Consider the following 19,706-nt stretch of genomic DNA (forward strand, 5'->3'; position numbering starts at 1 on the left):
TTATTTTACAACCCGCTTACAATAAATCACTTATCAAAAATCATACTTCATTAAAACTTAAAAAACTTATATACTACTTTTATGAAACTTCTTGGCAATATTGTGTGGCTGATATTCGGCGGTCTTTTCATTGCTGCAAGCTGGTTATTTATAAGTTTCCTCCTTTGCATAACCGTTATTGGCATACCATTCGGTATTCAAGCATTCAAAATGGCAAAGCTCACGCTCACGCCATTTGGAAAACATGTTATTTACCAAGGCGGCACTAGCACAATTTGGAACATACTATGGATTGTATTTTTCATTGGACCAATGCTTGCATTAGGCTATATCGTTTCAGGATTCATTTGCTGCTGCACAATTGTTGGCATTCCATTTGGCATACAATCTTTCAAAATGGCAAAACTTGCGTTGTGGCCGTTTGGTTCCGAAATTGTAGAGGATAATTACGCACCATACGTACGCAAGTAATCTGCAGCACGCGAAGCTAATTCCTCATCCATAACTGGCTTACCGTCAGCATTAACTAAACGCTTTGCTGCAGCGAAAATTTCGCGCACGTTTGCAATTGGCAAAACTGGGAAGCCAAACTCCTGCTCTACTGCTTTTACTGCAGAAAGCTCGCTGTCTTTCGTGCGTTCCATTCTGTCTACTGCCAAAATCAAGCCAACAACTTGCACATTTGCTTCCGCTTTAAGCTTTGGCAAAGTTTCGCGAACTGCAGTTCCAGCAGTCATCACATCGTCAACTAACAGAACTTTCATGCCGTCTTTTAACGGTTTTCCAACCATAATTCCGCCGTCGCCATGATCCTTTCGCTCTTTGCGATCGAAAGTAAAACCAACAGGCATATTATGATTATTCGTCAAAGCCATTGCCGTAGAAACTGCCAGCGGAATGCCCTTATAAGCAGGTCCGAAAACAGTGTCGATATCTTGCGGAAGTTTGCCATCTTCGATTGCTGCAACAACGCGCTCAGCGTAGTATGCGCCTAGATTTGCGATTTTCATGCCGTCGTCAAAAGCACCAGCGTTAATAAAATAAGGTGATTGACGACCAGATTTCAGCGTAAAGTCACCAAATTTAAGCGCACCTGAATCAAGCAAAAACTTTGTAAAACGTTCGTCTAATTCTGCCATAATTAGCTCTCTTTCTTAAAATGATTTTAAATACTTTCTAAATACTTTTTAAATACTTTTTAAATACTTAATTTCAGCGCCAAGTTTTGCCTTCAGCGAGTAAAGACGCAAGCTTTGGACGAGAATCAAGCAAATCGTCAAGCTCGCGAGCAATGCGAATAGGAGCAGTAGGATCCACCAAAGCAGCAGCACCAACTTCTACAGCATTCGCGCCAGCATACAAGTATTCCAAAGCTTTTTCGCCAGAATCAATGCCGCCAATGCCAATAATTGGAATATCTGGCATAGCTTGACGCACTCGCCACACAAACCCAAGCCCAATTGGGAAGATTGCAGGGCCGGAAACACCGCCCGTGCGATTCGCAATAATAGGCTCGCCTGTTCGAATATCAATTCGCAAACCAACTAGCGTGTTAATCATGCTTAAAGCATCCGCTCCAGCATCAACTGCAGCTTTGCAAATCGAAACGATATCCGTCACATTTGGCGTCATTTTTACAATCATTGGCTTGCTTGTCATTGCGCGAAGACGCTTAATTAAGCGGTGCAATGCAACCGGATCAGTACCAACGCTCATTCCGCCGTGAGTCACGTTTGGGCAGCTTACATTAATTTCAAGCATGTCGGCCGCAGAATCTGCAAGCTTTTCAACAACTTGCGCATAATCGTCGTCACTGTGACCTGCAACATTAGTAATAACAAGTGCTCCCATGGATTTTAGTTTCGGCAACTCGTCTACTAAATAATGGTCGACACCAGGATTTTGCAATCCAACTGCGTTTACCATTCCAGAAGGAGATTCTGCAGTGCGCGGAGAAGGATTTCCTTCCCACGGAACAGGAGAAACACCTTTTGTACAAATTGCGCCGAGTTGGCTTACGTCGTAAAAGCGTCGGCAAGCTGCAAGCTGGAAAGTTCCAGAAGCAGTTCCAACCATGTTTTTCCACTTAACGCCTGCGACTTGAGTTGGGTGCTTCCAAACGTGGCTAGTGTCAAAACCAAAAGTTTCAGCGGAATTTGTTACGGAATTTGCGTTATTTACAGAATTATTTTCGGCATTATTTACAGCACTCATATTTTTTACTCCCAACCCAAACGATTCGCATCAAAAACAGGACCGTCGTTGCAAACTTTCAGCCTGCCTTCCAAAGTGTCAACAACGCAAGCAACGCAAGTTCCGTATCCGCAACCCATACGCGCTTCTAAACTGAGCTGGCACTCAATATTTCTTTCATGCGCCCAGTGAGCTACAGCTTTCATCATAGGCAAAGGACCACAAGACAAAATAACCGTTGGTAAATCGTCGTCGAAATCAAAATGCTTAACTTTTTCAAGTTCGTCAAGAAGTGTAATAACAGTTCCTTCAGCATTTGTAATACTGTGTACGTCTGAAATATATTCTTTCGTTAAATCATCTGCAAAACGTTTGTTACGGTAGCCAAGCACTGCCGTTACGCTAGAATCTTCACGCTTTGAAAGCGCTTGAGCAGCACACAAAATAGGTGGCACGCCCAAGCCGCCACTAACCAACACATAATGTGCAGGTTTGGAAATATTAAAGCCAAGTCCCAAAGGTCCAAGAGCGTCAATGCTATCTCCTGGTTTAAGCTCAGCAAACTTAGCAGTGCCTTTGCCAATCACAGCAAAAATCAAAGTAAAAGTATCGCCTTCTACGCTTGCAACTCCAAAAGGACGCGGAAGCATAGCAGTTGGATCAGGGGAATACAAGTTCACAAATTGCGCAGGAGCAGCTTTTTTAGCAATCTCAGAATCTCGCAAAGTTAAACGGTACACGCCTTCGTCTAGCTTCTCATTATTGAGTACTTCTACAGCTCTGCGCCCCCAAAGGCGCGAATATTTTGCATTATTGCTTTCGTCTGCAGAACTTGAGCCGGAAGAATCAAAAGCGTCTTCACGTAACGTAATTATGGCGTTTCCAGAGGCTTTTCGCGTTGGAATAAACATGCCATCACTCATGTGGTTTCCCCTACCCTTGTATGTGTTTTGTACCGTTGCGTTTTATTTTTAATTTTAATTATATTTTTAGTTATATTTATTTTAGTTATACATTCTAGCGATACACTGCATTTCGCAAGTCGTCACGCATATTTTTCGCAGCAACAGCTGCAGAATCACGCACAATATCAAGAATGTCATCGAGAGACATATGACCTTGATTTTTAGCGTAATCTTCAGACTTTTTCCAAGCACCAATAATACCGCGCGAAGAATTTACAATAGCGCCTTCAGAATTTGCATCAAACATTCCTGCAACATCTTGAGCTGTACCGCCTTGAGCGCCATAGCCTGGAACAAGGAAGAAAGTGTGCGGCATAATCTCGCGCAAATGCTTGCCCTCCTGCGGATGCGTGGCACCTACAACTGCGCCAACTCTTGAATAACCGTGCTTGCCAATGCTTGAAGCACCCCAGTTCTCAATCAAATCCGCCATATGCTCATACACTGGCTTGCCATCTTGCAAAATAAGCTCCTGTAGCTCCTTGCTAGAAGGATTCGAAGTGCGAAGCAGCACAAAAATGCTTTTATCGTACGCTAATGCTTCATCGATAAAAGGCTTCACTCCATCCGAACCCATATAAGGGTTTACTGTAAGCGAATCTTCATGCCAAACGTCAAGATTTTTAGAGCTTTTTAGAAGATTTTTAAGAGATTGTGGCAGTGCGTTATCAGTCGCATTTTCGTCTTCAAAATATGCAGAAAGATTAGCGAAGCCGCTTAAATGAGCCGCATACTGACCAGCTGTAGAGCCAATATCTCCGCGCTTTGCGTCACCTATTACAACTAATCCTTGCGATTTTGCGTATTCGCAGGTCATTGCGTAAGTATCGATACCTGCAGGACCAAGCGCCTCGTACATAGCGATTTGCGGCTTTACAGCCGGCACAAAATCTGCAACTGCGTCAATAATCGCACGATTAAACTCAAAATAAGCTGTAGCTAAAAGCGTTGGCAGCGCATCCTCGCCTTCTACTTCTTGCAAAACTTCGTCCGCAAGAGAGCTAATAATTTCGGCAGGAACAATTCCAGGCTTAGGATCCAAGCCCACTACGCTAGGATTTTGCTTGGCTGCAATCGCTTCAATAAGTTCGTCCATAATTTACTACCATTCCAAATTTATATTTAATCAATCACATTCTCGAGAAAGCAATTTCTGAACCAATAATCGTCGCAACAGGCCTGCCTGTAAGTTGCCATCCATCAAAAGGAGTGTTCCGAGCTTTTGAATGGAACGAATTTGCGTCAACCGCCCAATTTTCGCGCATATTAATCAGCACTAAATCAACGTTTTCAGGGTGTTCAGTAATACTTAAACGCAGCGTTCGCTTGTTTGCGCATCGCGAAGAAACGTTAAGCAAAGCCGCAATATCAGTAGGTCTTCTGCTCATCAATTGCATTGGATTTACTGCCATTAATTCGATTAAATGCTTATCGTCCGTATATCCTGCATCAACCAAAACTTTGCGGCACACGCCATACGCGCACTCAAGCCCAATAATTCCGTTAGGAGTGCTTGCAAAATTTCCTGACTTTTCTTCCGCAGTGTGAGGCGCGTGATCTGTTGCAATCATGTCAATTGTGCCATCCGCAATAGCAGCGAGCGTTGCTTGACGATCCGCTTTTGAACGAAGAGGAGGATTCATCTTAGCCATAGCACCATATCGCAAAACATCCTCATCACACAAAGCTAGATAGTGAGGCGCAGTTTCGCACGTAATCGGCAAACCCTCTTTCTTTGCCTTACGAATAGCTTCAAACGCAGCAGCAGTGCTCACATGCTGGAAATGCACATGTACGCCAGTTTCGCGGGAAGCATCAATATCTCGCTGAACAATTGCAAGCTCAGTAGAAGCTGGAATTCCACCAACACCAAGCATTTTTGCGACCGGACCCTCGTTCACAGCTCCCGTATCATGATGCTCACAATGCTCCACGAATGGCAAACCAGTTTGTTTTGCCATAGCTAACACATCTCGCAAAATCGGTTCAGGCACTGCAGCACCGTCGTCGCTTATAGCAGTAATCGGGTGCTTTTTCATAGGAGAAGTTTTTTCGTCATCGTCGATTCCAGCAACATACTTTTTCCAAAGCTCAATATTGCTTGGTTTTAAGCCTTTACGCCCCAATGATGCGCACACGCTCAAATCGTAGCGAACTGGCAATTTTACGCCGTAAATGCAACCATAGCGCTGCAAATAGTCAACTACATTATCTACATCAAATGGAGCATCTTCCCAAGGCTCGCCGTCAAGAGCTGGAACAGTATTTGGCATAATCAAAACTTGCGTATAACCGCCAGCCGCCGCAGCCTCACTGCCGGTCATCATTGTTTCTTTTGCTGTTTGTCCTGGATCTCTAAAATGCACATGCGGATCTGCAAAACCAGGAGCAACAACCCAATCACTTGCGTCAATATCGCCAGTAACGCGCGCATTCTGCTCTATAAGGGCATCCTGACGAACGCCATCAACAATAAGATCAATACGTTCGCCAGTATCCCACACAGAGATATTGCGCAAAGTTAAGGTGCCTGATTCGTTCATTTCACTCCTGGTTTTGCGTAATTTTTACAGTTATATAATAATATTATTAAATTTTTTATTTAGTTTCTGCTTCTTCGTCGCAATACATGCAACGATACTCTTGCCTTACGGAATCAGCTTTGTAGAACTTACGTTTAAGAGTTAGTTCGCTGTTTGTTATGCAACGAGGATTCGGGCAAGTAAGATCTTCAGGCGCATTCACGTCTGTTACGTGCACGCGAGGATCCGTTAATGAAATTCCGTGTGCGTCAACTGCTTGCAATTCGTCTTCTGGCACGTTTACAAAATCAGTTGGTTCGTAGCCGCAAAGCTCGTCTCCAAGAACGGAACTTTCCAAAGCCATACGCATAAGCATACCGTTTTTAACCTGCTCAAAATATGCTGCGCGAGGATCGTCATCAACGTCAACAGAAATCTCGTTAATTCGAGGAAGCGGATGCAGCACAGGCATATGCGACTTTGCTTTTTGCAATTTTTCTTCAGTCAAAATGTACGTGTCACGAAGTCGCAAGTATTGCTCGCGATCCGTAAAACGCTCTTCTTGCACGCGGGTCATGTAAAGCACGTCAAGCTTGCCAATAACTTCCATCAAGTCGCGAGTTTCTTCGTAAGTGCACGAAGGAGTGTCATTAATGCGGTCGATTACGTACTGCGGAGTTTTAAGCTCATCCGGGCTAATCAGCACAAAATGAACGTTTCCAAAGCGGCACAAAGTTTCAATAAGCGAGTGAACTGTGCGTCCATAAGTTAAGTCGCCGCACAAGCCGACAGTGAGATTATTAAGGCGACCAAATCGCGCGAGAATAGTTGCCAAGTCTGCAAGAGTTTGAGTTGGGTGCATGTGGCCGCCGTCACCTGCGTTAATAATAGGCGTGCTCACAGCTTGCGTTGCAACAAAAGCAGCACCCTCCTTTGGGTGACGCATTGCAACAACATCAACATAGTTAGACACGACTTTCAAAGTATCGTTTACAGTTTCACCCTTGCTTGCACTAGAAAGTTGCGCACCTGCAAAACCGATTACCTTTCCACCTAAACGCAGCATTGCTGTTTCGAAGCTTAAGCGAGTGCGCGTGCTCGGCTCATAAAAAAGAGTGGCCAACACTCTGCCATCGCAAGTGTGAGCCACTTCTTTACGGTGCGAATCAATGTATCGCGCTTTGTCTAAGAGCATTCGTATTTGCGCAGTTGAAATATCGTCTAATGTAACAACACTTTTGCCAGCTAGAGAATTTGCAATTGTGCTGCGAGAAAAAGTTTGATGCAAAGAACTAGAAATTGCGTTCGTCATAATAAGTACCGCTCACCTTCCGTCAATTGGCAAGACGGTCGCAACCACACGCGACCTACGTAATTTTACTGATTAGCGTTGACGAATTTATATACGGAGTGGCGAACAACTATAACTTATTATGCAACATTTAATAAGCATTCAATCCAATAAATCTATTTGTTCCAATACAGTTTGTTGATTACGCCTACCATAAGTAACCTTCAAAATATAAACTGTATTTTCTTCTAAAACAACTCTGTAATAAACAAGAAAATTCTTTACAACTATACGACGCACGCCAAGTGAATTCCAAGGCTCATACTTGACTGCAGGCGCAAACTGAGGAAAAAGAGACAGTCTTTCAATACTAGATTTAATAAGATTAATAATTCTTACGGAAGTTTTCTTAGAAATATTAGATGCAATATAGTCTCTTATATTTTTTAAATCATTTTCTGCATCTTGAGTAACAAGAATATTAAAAGAACTCATTACAAGCCCTTTTCTAACTCAGCAAAAACATCCGCATATGGGCGTGCTAAACCAGAAACTGACTGCTTATAACTATGCATAAGTTTTGCAGCAAAATCAGTAGATAATAATTCGTCATTTTCTTCTAAATTTTCACTACTGACTGCTTGTCTTATAGTTGCAGAAGCATCAGCATAAAAAACTGAAGAGTTAGCTCTTTCTTTTACATCATTACTTATTACTGCATTTTTCATTAAAAATCACCTCCCGTCTTGTAATTATAACTTAAAACAAATAATGCAACAATAAATGTAAAGTGACTAAAGATGAAATGATTAGCGAGCGTAGAAAAGACGAGACATGATTTCGCGGCACTGACGCATGGTTGCTAAAAGATCGTTTTCAAAAACGCGGCCCTGATTCGGCTCATAGCCAAGGTAAGTTGCGATTCCGCCCAAAGAATACGAGTCAGTTGGAATAATATCTGCGCGAGCCATTGAGCCAGACCACAAGAAGTTTGCGTTGCGCACTGCAGAACACATATGCCAGCAGCGGCTTAAAACTTCAGCATCCTCGTCGCTTATAAAATGCTCAGATTGCAATGCTTTCAATGCTTGCATAGTTCCAACTACTCGTAAAGATTCATGCTTTGAAGCATATTGCAATTGCATCAATTGCACAGTCCACTCAACATCGCTTAAACCGCCACGACCAAGCTTCAAATGCCTATCCCTACTCACACCTCGAGGCAAACGCTCCGCTTCCATGCGCGCTTTAAGCTTACGAATTTCAGCAAGCTGAGAATCACTAAGAGGATTTGCAGCGTAGCGCAATTCGTTCACAACGCCATCAAGCAAAGCATCCGCCAATTCCTTAGAACCTGCAGCGAAACGCGCTCGCAACAACGCTTGATGCTCCCAAGTACTAGACCACTGACGATAATAATTTTCGCAAGATTCTAGCGAACGAACAAGCGGACCGTCTTTCCCTTCCGGACGCAAATCCAAATCGACCATGATTTTTGGTTCAAGCGTAAGAGGACCTTGCAAAATATTACGCAAAATATCTACAGTTTTTTGCGCAAAGCGGTGAGCTGCATTTAAATCGCAAACTTCACCAACCGGCTTGTAAATTACCATAATATCTGCATCAGAACAGAAGTTTACTTCTCTACCACCGTAGCGACCTAAAGCAATAATAGCAATTTCAGCTTGAGGAGCATTCAAATTCATGACTGACACAGCTTCACGCATAGACCATTGCAAAGTCGCATCTAAAATAGCATCAAACACGTCACTCATTGCAAGCATAGAAGTATCGTCATCAATAAGACCACACATCCAAGCTAAAGCTACTCGCTCAATTTCCTGCCGGCGAAGAGCGCGCAAAGACTGCGCAAAATCCGCAATATTACTTGCATAACGCGCAACCATTGCACTAGTTTGCATGTCAAGACTTGCCCTATCGCGCGCAGATAACGCTTCGTCGTCTCCAAGCCAAGTAATAGACTGCATAGACTGCATCATAGCGTCGCCAAGATAGCGCGAATCCGCCAAAACGTGGCAAAGACGCTGAGCTGCGGAAGGAGAATCACGCAAAAAACCAAGATACGTATTTTTTCCGCCAAAACGCTCCGCAAGACGCCGCCACGCAAGCAAACCCATATCCGGATTCTGCCCGTCGCCAAGCCACTTCAACACTGCCGGAAGCAAAATTCTATGAATTTTAGCAGCCCTAGAAAGCCCCTCTGTAAGCGCTTCAACATGCAACTGTGCTGCGCGAGCATCCGCAAAACCAATAGAAGCAAAGCGCGCGCGAGCAGCCTCCGGCGAAAGCACAATAGGATCCGCATCCGTTTGAGCGTTAATAGGAAGCATCGGACGGTAGTAAATATCCTTATGCAAGTGCCGAATTTCACGACGAGCTTTATCAAAACGCGCAACTAACTCTTCCGGACGAAGCCGCACAGCACGAGCAAGTCGGCAAATCTGCTCATTGTTGTTAAGCTGCTCTGTAGAAATTGTGCGCGCGCGATCCAAGCCGCCGTTTCCTTGCGCACCCAAATCTGGGAACAAATGCGTGCGATGCATACTCCACATTTGCTGACGATGCTCAAGAACACGCTCAAAACGGTAGTGTTCTGCCAATAGCGCCGCCTGAGACCTAGAGACGTAGCCACCTTGAGCCAACGCTTGCAAAGCGGAAATAGTATCCCTTACTCGAAGCGACTCATCCTCACTTCCGTGCACAAGCTGCAGCATTTGCACAGTAAACTCAACATCGCGCAAGCCGCCTTTACCAAGTTTCATATCCAAATCGCGTTGAGAAGCCGGAATAAGCGACTCCACACGCTGACGCATATGCTGGCAGTCAGCTACAAAATGCTCACGACCAGAAGCCTTCCAAATAAACGGCTCTACCATATCGCGATAAGCTTTTCCAAGATCCGTATCCCCTGCTGCAGGGCGCGACTTCAAAAGCGCCTGAAACTCCCAGCTACTCGCCCACTTTTCATAATATTCTCTATGAGAATCAAGCCTACGAACAAGAGGACCATCCTTACCTTCCGGGCGAAGCGCAGTATCAATCTGCCAAAGCGGAGGCTCCACAGAGCCCATAACCACCGACTGGCATACTTTTTGCAAAACCATTGCCATAGAAACACCAACGCGCAAAGCAGCATCCTGGTTCTGCTTGTTGCTTAAATCCGCAGGCTCCACAACATAAATCAAATCGATATCGGAAACGTAGTTAATTTCTTGCGCTCCAAGCTTGCCCATAGCAATAATCGCAAATCTGCATGCGGAAGAACCAGTAACCTGTCCTCGCGAAATAGACAACGCTGCCTCTAAAACAGCATCGGCAGCGTCGGAAAGCTTACGGCTAATATCTGGCTGCACTTCAACAGGGTCAGCGCTCGCTAAATCAGCCGCCATAATTGCAGCAACATGCTCACGGTAGCGCGCACGAAGCGCAGAAACTGCTTGTGCAAAGCCGAGTGATGTTAAGTAAATTGTGTTAGAATCGCTGCTTTCAGAAGAAACAACTGTTGCAGTGTAAGCTTGTATTGCTTCGAGTAAGTCTTTTACGCGTTCTTCCCTAGTCATTGCAAAAAGATGATTCGGGTCATTTGCTGCAGCTTTTATAAGATTAGGCCTTGTGCGCATAAGCATTGCCAACGCGTTAGACGCACCTAATACTTGCATTAGGCTTGTTAATGAGTCAGATATTTGCGAATTTGAAGTTGAAATATTATTTATTATTTCGGGGTATGCTTCACTTAAATCTTGCAATGAAAGCAATGCAGAATCTGGATCTTCAACTGTAAGCGCGCTTCTTAGTAGTGTTTCAAACGATATTTTATTGCAGTTTTTGCGTATTGCCATCATTGCGCAACGTGCGGCATCCGGGCGAGCAAAGCCCGCTTTAATAAGGCTTCTTGAGGTGAGTGCGGAAGAGTTTGTGCTGCTTTCGTTGCAGTTGGTTTCAGTAGTTGTACTATCTGTTCTGTTCGCACTTTCCATACCGCAACTTTACATTGTGGTGGTGTACAAAAATCCCTCGCGGATTATCGGAAGATAACCTGCGAGGGAATTTGCTTAATTACGGCGCAAGACTACTCGTTAGAGTGCTTGCGGCGGCGAGAAGCTATGCCTGCAACACCAAGTCCGGAGAAGACTGCGGCAAGACTTGCAAACAAGCCAGTTGCAGCACCTGTCTTAGCAAGACCACTAGCATTACCGGAAGCACCAGAAGCATTACGCCACGCAGCCTTAGCGTTCTTAAGCTTCCTCAAAGCGGCATCAACCTGAGCCTGAGTAGCATTCTTATCAGCAAGCACACGCTTAGCCTCAGCCAAAGCACTCACATAAGTTCTAGCAGCAGCAGTATTCGCCTTAGACGCAGCAGAAGAATCCGCTTCAGAATTATTAACCTCGACTCGCAAAGCAGTCTTATCAACCGAAGCACTCTGAGAATCAGTAGTCTCAAAACCAGCAGCAGAACCAGAACCAACACCAGAACCAGAGCCGCTTCCAACACCACTATCAATACCAAACGGGTGATTAATCTTATCCTTAGCAGCCTGAAGCTTCCTCAAAGCCTCATCAACCTGAGCCTGAGTAGCGTTAGGATCTGCAAGCACACTGTTAGCCTCAGCCAAAGCCTTGTTATACGCGTCAATATCCTCAGTCATTCCAATCATAAAGAATACAGAATCACGGAACTTAGCATCAGCATCCGCCTCAGTCTGAAGCTTAGACTTATCAGTCTTATTAGAATCAGTAAGCTTCTTCTTAGCATTCTGGAGCTTCTTCAAAGCCTCGTCTACCTGAGCCTGGGTTGCATTCTTATCGCCGAGAACCTTGTTAGCGTCTTCGAGCGCCTTCTTGTAGGCGTCAAGAGCTTGCTTAGACGCGTTATCACCCTTAGCTTGAGCATTCTGATACTCAGGCGTCTTAGTGAAATCAGAATCCTTACCAGCTTCAGCAGTCAGATCAGTCTTATCAGTCTTATAACCATCAGAAAGCTTAGACTTAGCATCCTGAAGCTTCTTCAAAGCATCATCAACCTGAGCCTGGGTTGCATTCTTATCGCCGAGAACCTTATTCGCATCCTCAAGAGCCTTCTTGTAATCCTCAAGAGCCTGCTTAGACGCGTCATCACCCTTAGCTTGAGCATTTACGTACTCAGGTGTCTTAGTGAAGTCAGAATCCTTGCCAGCTTCAGTGTTCAAATCAGACTTATTAGTCTTGTAGCCGTCAGTAATCTTCTTCTTGGCATCCTGAAGATCCTTCAAAGCAGCGTCAAGTTCCTGCTGGGTTGGAGCCTTATCCATGCCGTCTGGAAGCTTACCCTTTGGCTTGCCAGTAGTGCGATCAAAGGCATCAAGAAGCTTCCTGGCAGCCTTGAGCTTTTCGGTGTAGGCATCTAGTGCCTTCTTGGCAGCTTCATCACCCTTCGCAGTCGCGTTCTTGAACTCTGGAGTGTTCTCGAACACGTCGGTGCTGGTGTCGTCCTTGCCGTCCTTAGACTTATCAACTTCTTCTTGCAAGTCGTGCGGGCTAGTGACGTAGTTCTTAGTAATCTTATCCTTAATTTCCTTCAGATTATTAAGAGCCTCGTCAACTTCTTGCTGAGTTGGAACATCCTTAGCACCAGGCTTTGGTTTACCGTCATCACCAAACTTTTCAAGCAAAGTCCTAGCTTTCTTCAACGCTTCTTTATAAGCAGTAACGTCAGCATTATCCTTGCCGTCATCAGTCTTCTTAGCAAGCGCATTCTGATACTCAGTAGTACTCTCAAATGACCCAGCAGTTGGCTTAGCAGTAGGATCTGTCGTATCGGCAGTAGACTTCGCAGCTTCAGTCTTCAAATCGTCAATCTTAGTACCGAAGCTGTCGTCGATTGCCTTTTTAGCATCTTGCAAAGCCTTAAGAGCATCATCAACTTCTTTTTGAGTTGGCTGTTTATCAGCTTCAACATTTGGATCAGGATTATTCACCTTGTTGATGAGTTCCTGCGCAGCCTTGAGCTTTTCGTTGTAAGCTTCCAGCTTTGCAGTCGCATCAGCGTCGCCAGCGTTCTTCTTTTCAAGAGCGTTCTTGTACGGAATCGACTCTTCAAACTTAGGAGTTACAGGCTTGCCGTCTTGATCCTTATCACCGACCTCGTTATTAAGCTTGTCAACGTTGGTCTTGTAGCTGTCAGCAATCTTCTTCTGAGCAATATTGAGCTGCTTTACTAACGCATCAACCTCACGCTGAGTAAGCTTGCTAGTATCCTTAAGCTTTTCAGCAATCTTAGCAATCTGACCTTCAAAACCAGTTTGCTTAGTAGCATCGCCCAAGTCCTTTCCAGCCTGATCATGCTTTGCGTTGTTAGCGTCAGCCTTGATTGCTTCAGCATTCTTGTATTCAGGAGTCTTCTTGAATACATCTTCTGCGTATTCCTTAGCTTGCTTAAGCTTATCAACGTTTGTCTTATAGCCGTCGGTAATAGCTTGCTTAGCTTGCTTCAAGGCCTCAAGAGCATCATCAATCTGTTTCTGAGTTGGATGATCGCTGAGCGTATTGGATGTGTTATCTTGCGCCAACTTGCGTGCCTTTGCCAAAGCATCCTTGTACGCTTTCACATCATCATTGTCTACCTTCTTACCGTCAGCGCCATCCTTCTTCTTAGCATCAGCGTTCTTGAACTCTGGAGTGTCCTCGAAGTCGTTTTCAGTAACAGGAGCATGCTCCGCAGTAGACTTATTAGCTTCTGCCTCAAGCTTAGTTGTATCAGTCTTGTATGTGTCAAGCTTGGTACGTGCTTCATCCAGAGCCTTAAGCGCGGCGTTGATGTCTTTTTGCGTTGGCTTTGCGTCTTGCGGCGTATCTTTATCGTCATGCTTCTTCAAAAGCTCCTGCGCCTCAACTAATGCCTTGTCGTATGCCTTCTTAGCTTTCTTAGCTTCATCATTCTTCTTGGTATCAGGCTTGCCTTCAGCTGTTAAGAAATGAGGATCAGAAGCGTTGCGATACGCATCAGAAGTTTGCGTGCCTTCTGTAGGTGCAGCGCCATCTGTAGAGCCGTGAGCTTTGACACTAGTTTCAAGCTTAGCAGTGTCGGTGTTGTACATGTCAAGAGCATTGCGCTTCTCATCCAAGGTCTTAAGCGCCGCGTCCACTTCTTCCTGCGTTGCGCTAGACTTCTTGAGCAAATCCTTAGCCTTGTTAAGAGCTTCACCATACTCATTTGCAGCTTTACGAGCAGCAGTATTCTTAGCAGAATCAGCATTACCATCAGCACTCAAATAATTATGAACTGAAGCATTCTTATATCCAGGAGTTTGGCGAGTATCCGAATCTTTGTTAATAGATTCCTGCAGCTTATCCGTCTTAGTCGCAAACTGGTTTAATTGAGCAGATGCGTCGTTCATTGCCTTCAGAATTTTTGTGACATCTCTATCAAGCGGCTCGCCATTTTCGTGTGCCTGAATGTTCTTGAGATAATCCTTATCGTTCAGGTCACCCTTTGCATCAGGAATATTGGTGACAGGAATATCAGTTCCATCTGTCCCTTTATCCTTATCAAGCTTATTCTCAAATGCTTTGCGCAGCTTAGCAACCGCATCATCATACGCTTGCTTTATCTTTTTAGCAGCTTCTACCTGAGTTTTTTCTTCCTCGGTAGGATTCTGCTTCTCAGCAAGTGCTTTTGCATTCTTATAAGCAGGACTATTTTGAATAGCTAGATCATTCCAGAATGCCGCCGACAGCTTAGACGTATCAGTCGCATACGTGTCAATAACTTGACGAGCCTTTTCAAGAGCTTCTTTCGCTGCTGTAATTTCTTCCGCAGTTGGCTGTTTAGACGTTTCGGTTTCAGCAAACTTTCGCTTCAGTTCCTTAGCCTTTTGATACGCTTCGTTATATTCCTTAAACGCTTGCTTAGCTTTCTGATCGCCTGCTTGTGCCTTATCAAAAGCATTAAAGTATGCTGGCTTCAAATATCCATCAATATTGTCCGCCAAAGCCTTCGTCAAATCATTAGCATCAGTTGCATAATCTTTATGAAGCGCATCTTCAGCAGAAGTTAATGCTTGCTCAGCTTCTTCTACCTGCTTCTGAGTGGCATCTTTACTAGCAAGTACTTCTTTAGCTGTCTTCAGAGCATCATCATATGCCTTAATAGCAGCAGCAGCCTTAGTTTTTTCCTCATCTGATCCGCTGTCCTTCTTATTAAGAGCATTCTTATAGAAGGTGCTTCTCTTACTCTCATCAGCTGGATCAGGGTTGTCGAATGTTTGCTGAACAGCAGCTGCAAGCTTAGCCTTATTCGTTGCCTTGGCATCAAGCGCCTTCTTAGCGGCCTCAAGAGCTGTAATTGCAGCGTTTACTTCCTTTTGAGAAGCAGTTGGATCAGCTGAAAGATCGTTTGCCTTCTTTACAGCGTTATCATAAGCTGTACGCTCTTTTTCAGTTGCGTTTTGATATGCTGGGTCAGCGGTCTTGAGCTTCTCCTCGCCTTGCTTAGACGTATCACCAGTCTTTACCTTACCATGCTGAGCGATTGCATTATTCAACTCATCCTTGTTGGTGCTGTACTTATCAAGCTCCTTACGCGCAGCATCAAGCTTTGCCTTAGCAGCGTCAACGTCTTTTTGCGTGGCGTTGTTGTTGTCCCTTGCAGCTTCAGCAGCTTGAAGTGCTTCATCGTAAGCTGTCTTTGCTTTCTTAGCAGCTTCGTTCCTGTCGGTGTCGGCAGAACCATCTGACTTCTTAAAGTCAGGATCGCTCACATTCTTGAACTGGTTTGTTGCTTGCGTGCCTGTAGCAGCTTGCTGACCTTCTGCAGCTTTACCGTTCTCATCGATGGATTTCTTAAGCTCCTCTTTCTTGGTAGCGTCACCATCAAGAGCTTTGCGAGCTTTTTCCAGCTTAATGGTTGCGTTATCAACCTCAGCCTTAAGCGCTTCGGTTAAATCAGCATCAGCTGTGTTACCAACTTTTTCAAGCGTTTGTTTAGCAACCTTCAACGCATCATCATAGTCGCTCTTTACCTTGTCCGAAGCGTTGTAGTATGCAGAATCAGTAGGAACTTCCTTACCCTCAACATGGGTAGTCTTGTGATCCTCAACCGACTTCTTCAAATCACTTGTCTTATGATTCGTCTGCGGCACAAAGATAACGTTAATCGCCTTAGGCGTATTCCCAGGGTTTTTGCCATTTTCGATGTAAATGTTTCTATACATCGTCAATCCATACGGCAAAACAAACAGGCGCGCTTTATATACCTTGTTTCCTTTAGCAGCAACTACTACCGGCTTAGCTTCTTCATCCCAGGAATACGATCCTGCATTCGATTCAGAATCGCCAAGATTTTCACCAGAATTAGAAACATTCTGACTATATTGCCAATAAGCACCGCTCATATTGCCGAGCGACAACTCAGTTGTAGGTTGGCCGTTCTTGTCGATCACGTAGCCCACATGCGACTTCTGCGCGTTTTCTTTATCGCCTTCATGAGCAAGAGCTTCGCCACCAGTAAGCTCGCGCAAACCAGCGTTGCCATCCTTCGGCGTAGCTTTCAACAAATTAAGAATCTTATTTGTATCAAACCCTTCTGCTTTAGTTGGGTCGTAGCGGTAAATGATGGTCTTGTGGTCTTCGCTCCACGAAAGGCCTTCGTCGGTGTCGCGGCCGGCAATTTTATTATTCTTCCACGAAACGTCGTAATCTTTGCGAATATCCGCCAAACGCGTGAGCTTGCCAGCCTTTACATCAGACTTAAACTCAGCAACCGCTTTATCGGTCTTAATCTTAACGGTAATAGTATTTTCTGCCTGACCATTCGAGATGCCCTGATTTGCATGACCAGCCGCAGTAAGATTGCCAGTAAGATACGAAAGCGTAATCTGCTTCTCGTAGTCGGTAGCGCTTAGTCCAAGCTCTGTGTTGTCTTTATTAGCTTCGTAAATAGCCTTCTTAATGCTCTTAATCTCAGCATCAGAGTAAGCGAGTGGATTGTAGATAACAGTTGCGGTACTTTCTGCAGGAACCTTAATCTGATCTTCGGTAAACTTCTTCAACACAAGGTCGCGCAAGGCAATCTTAGGAGCATCTTTTTCATCCACGCCGTCAAAATGGATTACAGCATTATCTCCATCAAACGAAATCTTATCTGCTGTAACGCCGTTAATCTTGGCAAGCTTCTTTGCTATTTCTTCCTTAACTTCAGTCGAAAGATTAGACGGGTCTTCAACTATCGGCTTGTCAATGCGATCATCATAGCGCGCAACCGTAAGCGGAATAGCCTCAGACTTAAAGCCCAAATCCGTAACCATATAGGTGTTAAGAGTCTTCGCTCCAGTTACATAAGTTTTATTTGTTGCGCCTTGAGCTGAGGTTTCCTTATTAATAGCCTCAAACGTAGTCTTGTCGTAAGCATCTTCAGACCTTACGTTAATATTTTGCGTAAACGCTCCAGAAAGCTGATTATTTACCGACTTCTTATCGCTACGCGCCGTCTCAATATTGCCAGCTTCAGTAATTGCTGCTTGAACCTTTTCTACCGTAAGAGGCTGATTATATTTCAGCACCACTGACCCGGAAGTCTTTGGCGGCACAAGCGTTACAGCACGAAATACATTCGTTTTATATGCAATAGTTTCTGTACTACTACCATCTTTAGTTACATACACGAAAATAGAACGACTGCCTACATACTTCTCAGCACCGCCTATATTGCCATTTCTGAAAAGAGTTGTCATCTTAAGGTCAGCAGAACCATCACCATTCGCAGTAAACTCATATTCGCCAGAATGAGGTTGATGTTTACCTAAATTTTTCGAGTAAAAATCAATACCTCTCTCACTTTTTGCATTATTGAAACCATTCGTCTTAGCAGGGAAAATAGCAATACTGGTAATCTTGCTGCCATCTTTTGGCTTTGCGAAATGGAAAGTAACAGTATGCTTTTCACCATCTACGCTGTATGTATTGTCTGAGCTTCCCCAGCCATACACGTTCGGCATAGTGTCAGCGTTATTCTCGTCAACATTAATCTTGGTATTAGTAGTATCCGTTGTATCAGGCTTAATTTTATTAGGATCTTGATTTGCTGCACCATCAGAAGCGCGATCCTGATTTTCAGTCGCAGTAGTATCAGGTTGCTTATTTTCAGCAACCGCCGCACGCTTTGTACGCTTCCTTGCAGTAGTTTTTTCAGTGGTTCTACTAGCTACATCAGTCTTATCAGTATCAGTAGTATTATCTGTAGCCTTATTATCTACAGACTCAGTGTTCACAGTCTTCTGCTCTACGATTTTCTTCTGCTCTACTTGCTTTTCGCCAGCCTTAGTACCCTCAAACTTAGCAGCACCAGCCTTACCATCAGCCTTTACTACAGACTGCGTAGAAGCTTTCTTTTCATTAGATAAATTCTGTTCGAGCTTAGTCTGCTTACCTAAAGTCTTGTCAGCCTTCTTTAAAGTATTATTACCAAGATTTTCGTCTGCAACAGCTTTATCTTCGGACTGATCCTTCTTCGCATCAGCATCAGCTTTACCATCATCCTTCTTGCCAGCCTCAACACCAGGCTTCTTATTAGCTTCCACAGGAACCGAAGCCGCACCAGCTGCAGCACCATTCTCCGCCGCCATTGCCGGAGTTGCTCCAAAAGCAAACGCCGCACCAGCCAACACGCCAGCGGCTCCAACTGTAAATGCCGCCACCTTGCGTGCATCCACAGCCTTTGCAATCGCGTTGCTTACTGCAGCATCCAATGTAACCTTGCGTGCGTGCCTTCCGGAATTTGAATTAGCCATTGCGTATCTCCTTAATACCAGATTCTCTCTGAACAAGTCTTTATGAATTTATTAGTGAAGAGCTTTGTGCAGTAATCAAACGCTGATTGAACTACGGAAGTACATATCAAACTTCTGCTCAGCTCTCAAAAGCACGATCTCTTTTATTGAGATTTACATTCAATAATACCGAATATACGAATATTTTGCAACGTATTTGTTATAATGTATAGCCTATGAAGCCCCCCCCCCAGAGGCTTTATTCCAATGTTTTTAGCAGATTTTTGGAGCGAAAACTTTCATAACAAATGTAAGCTAGATTACAGTTTTAATGGTGATTCTAAACACATGTTTAGTATAAAACGCAATTATTTTATGTATTTATACATTTTTGCGTATTTGTATACATTACACACTCTATGTTAAATTTCAATACTCACTACCACTCGGTCGTGTGGATATTCACGTGGTAGAGATTTGAGATTTTTCGCACAGATTGAATCTTGCACGTTCATGAAGCTTTGCAATTGTGCTCTGCAGACGTTAATTACTTATTGCATAGCGAACACTAGCATCATTGCTACTGCACACATCACGCCAAGCACACAAACCACGCACCCCACCGCAGCTTAATTGCGCGACTTTAGTGGCACTTAGTAAACCACGCACTTTCGTAACAAATTGCACTAGTCTATGAGTTTTGTGTTGAAGTTTAGTGTGTTGAGAGGCTGGAAAAATTGTGTTCAGTGCTAAAAGAGGACTGAGAAGCTACATTCTTTAAAGATAGGCGAACACACTAAACTCTTTTAGCAGCCAGAGCGCCCGAAGGACGGGACGCACGCAAACACAAATTTTCCAGCCTCGTCAAAACCAAAAAACTAAATCAGTTACAAAACTCATAGCCGATACGCAAGAATATTGCAAACAAAATTGCGAGGAGAGAAATCCACCAAAACTCGCAAAAAGCTGCC

11 protein-coding genes are annotated in these 19,706 nt (G+C 44.2%); 1 reads left to right on the forward strand and 10 read right to left on the reverse strand.

Features of this window, described 5'->3' with window-relative positions; genetic code table 11:
• Positions 1 to 81 precede the first annotated feature (81 nt).
• Positions 82 to 471 carry a YccF domain-containing protein gene (locus tag HXT47_RS04720; RefSeq protein ID WP_004106402.1) on the forward strand — a complete coding sequence of 130 codons (390 nt, stop codon included), beginning with the start codon at positions 82 to 84 and terminating at the stop codon, positions 469 to 471.
• Here HXT47_RS04720 and pyrE read toward each other — a convergent pair.
• The 10 genes from pyrE to HXT47_RS04770 all read right to left on the reverse strand — a co-directional run bounded on the left by pyrE (position 447) and on the right by HXT47_RS04770 (position 18,756).
• Positions 447 to 1,139, reverse strand: coding sequence for an orotate phosphoribosyltransferase (pyrE, locus tag HXT47_RS04725; protein ID WP_004106403.1), 693 nt, complete (start codon positions 1,137 to 1,139; stop codon positions 447 to 449). The two genes, HXT47_RS04720 and pyrE, sit on opposite strands and share 25 nt — an antisense overlap.
• 73 nt (positions 1,140 to 1,212) lie before the next feature.
• Complete coding sequence (locus HXT47_RS04730) at positions 1,213 to 2,214, reverse strand: dihydroorotate dehydrogenase (protein ID WP_004119039.1); 1,002 nt, start codon at positions 2,212 to 2,214, stop codon at positions 1,213 to 1,215.
• Positions 2,215 to 2,219: 5 nt separating this feature from the next.
• Positions 2,220 to 3,116, reverse strand: a complete 897-nt coding sequence (locus tag HXT47_RS04735; protein ID WP_004106407.1) for a dihydroorotate dehydrogenase electron transfer subunit — start codon at positions 3,114 to 3,116, stop codon at positions 2,220 to 2,222.
• A 94-nt stretch (positions 3,117 to 3,210) separates the two neighbouring features.
• Positions 3,211 to 4,254: an orotidine-5'-phosphate decarboxylase gene (gene pyrF, locus HXT47_RS04740; protein WP_004119036.1), complete on the reverse strand. Its 1,044-nt coding sequence runs from the start codon at positions 4,252 to 4,254 to the stop codon at positions 3,211 to 3,213.
• Between the two features lie 34 nt (positions 4,255 to 4,288).
• A complete protein-coding gene (locus HXT47_RS04745) occupies positions 4,289 to 5,701 on the reverse strand; it encodes a dihydroorotase (RefSeq protein WP_064340714.1) in 1,413 nt (470 codons plus the stop codon).
• Positions 5,702 to 5,756: 55 nt separating this feature from the next.
• Positions 5,757 to 6,992, reverse strand: coding sequence for an aspartate carbamoyltransferase (gene pyrB / locus HXT47_RS04750; protein WP_004119034.1), 1,236 nt, complete (start codon positions 6,990 to 6,992; stop codon positions 5,757 to 5,759).
• Positions 6,993 to 7,133: 141 nt separating this feature from the next.
• Positions 7,134 to 7,466: a type II toxin-antitoxin system RelE/ParE family toxin gene (locus tag HXT47_RS04755; RefSeq protein ID WP_004119033.1), complete on the reverse strand. Its 333-nt coding sequence runs from the start codon at positions 7,464 to 7,466 to the stop codon at positions 7,134 to 7,136.
• Complete coding sequence (locus HXT47_RS04760; RefSeq protein WP_308583204.1) at positions 7,466 to 7,699, reverse strand: hypothetical protein; 234 nt, start codon at positions 7,697 to 7,699, stop codon at positions 7,466 to 7,468. Before HXT47_RS04760 ends, HXT47_RS04755 begins: the two co-directional genes overlap by 1 nt.
• A gap of 81 nt (positions 7,700 to 7,780) precedes the next feature.
• A complete protein-coding gene (locus HXT47_RS04765; protein WP_174163819.1) occupies positions 7,781 to 10,969 on the reverse strand; it encodes a bifunctional [glutamine synthetase] adenylyltransferase/[glutamine synthetase]-adenylyl-L-tyrosine phosphorylase in 3,189 nt (1,062 codons plus the stop codon).
• A gap of 92 nt (positions 10,970 to 11,061) precedes the next feature.
• On the reverse strand, positions 11,062 to 18,756 hold the full coding sequence (locus HXT47_RS04770) for a peptidase (RefSeq protein ID WP_421788924.1): 7,695 nt from the start codon (positions 18,754 to 18,756) through the stop codon (positions 11,062 to 11,064).
• Positions 18,757 to 19,706: the final 950 nt, after the last annotated feature.

Origin of the sequence: Gardnerella sp. DNF01205, assembly GCF_049244135.1 — a bacterium.
Lineage (GTDB): Bacteria > Actinomycetota > Actinomycetes > Actinomycetales > Bifidobacteriaceae > Bifidobacterium > Bifidobacterium leopoldii.

Bases quoted from the DNA above. Each gene is read 5' to 3' on its own strand.
- HXT47_RS04720 (WP_004106402.1), top strand. From the start codon at position 82: ATGAAACTTCTTGGCAATATTGTGTGGCTGATATTCGGCGGTCTTTTC.
- pyrE (WP_004106403.1), bottom strand. From the start codon at position 1,139: ATGGCAGAATTAGACGAACGTTTTACAAAGTTTTTGCTTGATTCAGGT.
- HXT47_RS04730 (WP_004119039.1), bottom strand. From the start codon at position 2,214: ATGAGTGCTGTAAATAATGCCGAAAATAATTCTGTAAATAACGCAAAT.
- HXT47_RS04735 (WP_004106407.1), bottom strand. From the start codon at position 3,116: ATGAGTGATGGCATGTTTATTCCAACGCGAAAAGCCTCTGGAAACGCC.
- pyrF (WP_004119036.1), bottom strand. From the start codon at position 4,254: ATGGACGAACTTATTGAAGCGATTGCAGCCAAGCAAAATCCTAGCGTA.
- HXT47_RS04745 (WP_064340714.1), bottom strand. From the start codon at position 5,701: ATGAACGAATCAGGCACCTTAACTTTGCGCAATATCTCTGTGTGGGAT.
- pyrB (WP_004119034.1), bottom strand. From the start codon at position 6,992: ATGACGAACGCAATTTCTAGTTCTTTGCATCAAACTTTTTCTCGCAGC.
- HXT47_RS04755 (WP_004119033.1), bottom strand. From the start codon at position 7,466: ATGAGTTCTTTTAATATTCTTGTTACTCAAGATGCAGAAAATGATTTA.
- HXT47_RS04760 (WP_308583204.1), bottom strand. From the start codon at position 7,699: ATGAAAAATGCAGTAATAAGTAATGATGTAAAAGAAAGAGCTAACTCT.
- HXT47_RS04765 (WP_174163819.1), bottom strand. From the start codon at position 10,969: ATGGAAAGTGCGAACAGAACAGATAGTACAACTACTGAAACCAACTGC.
- HXT47_RS04770 (WP_421788924.1), bottom strand. From the start codon at position 18,756: ATGGCTAATTCAAATTCCGGAAGGCACGCACGCAAGGTTACATTGGAT.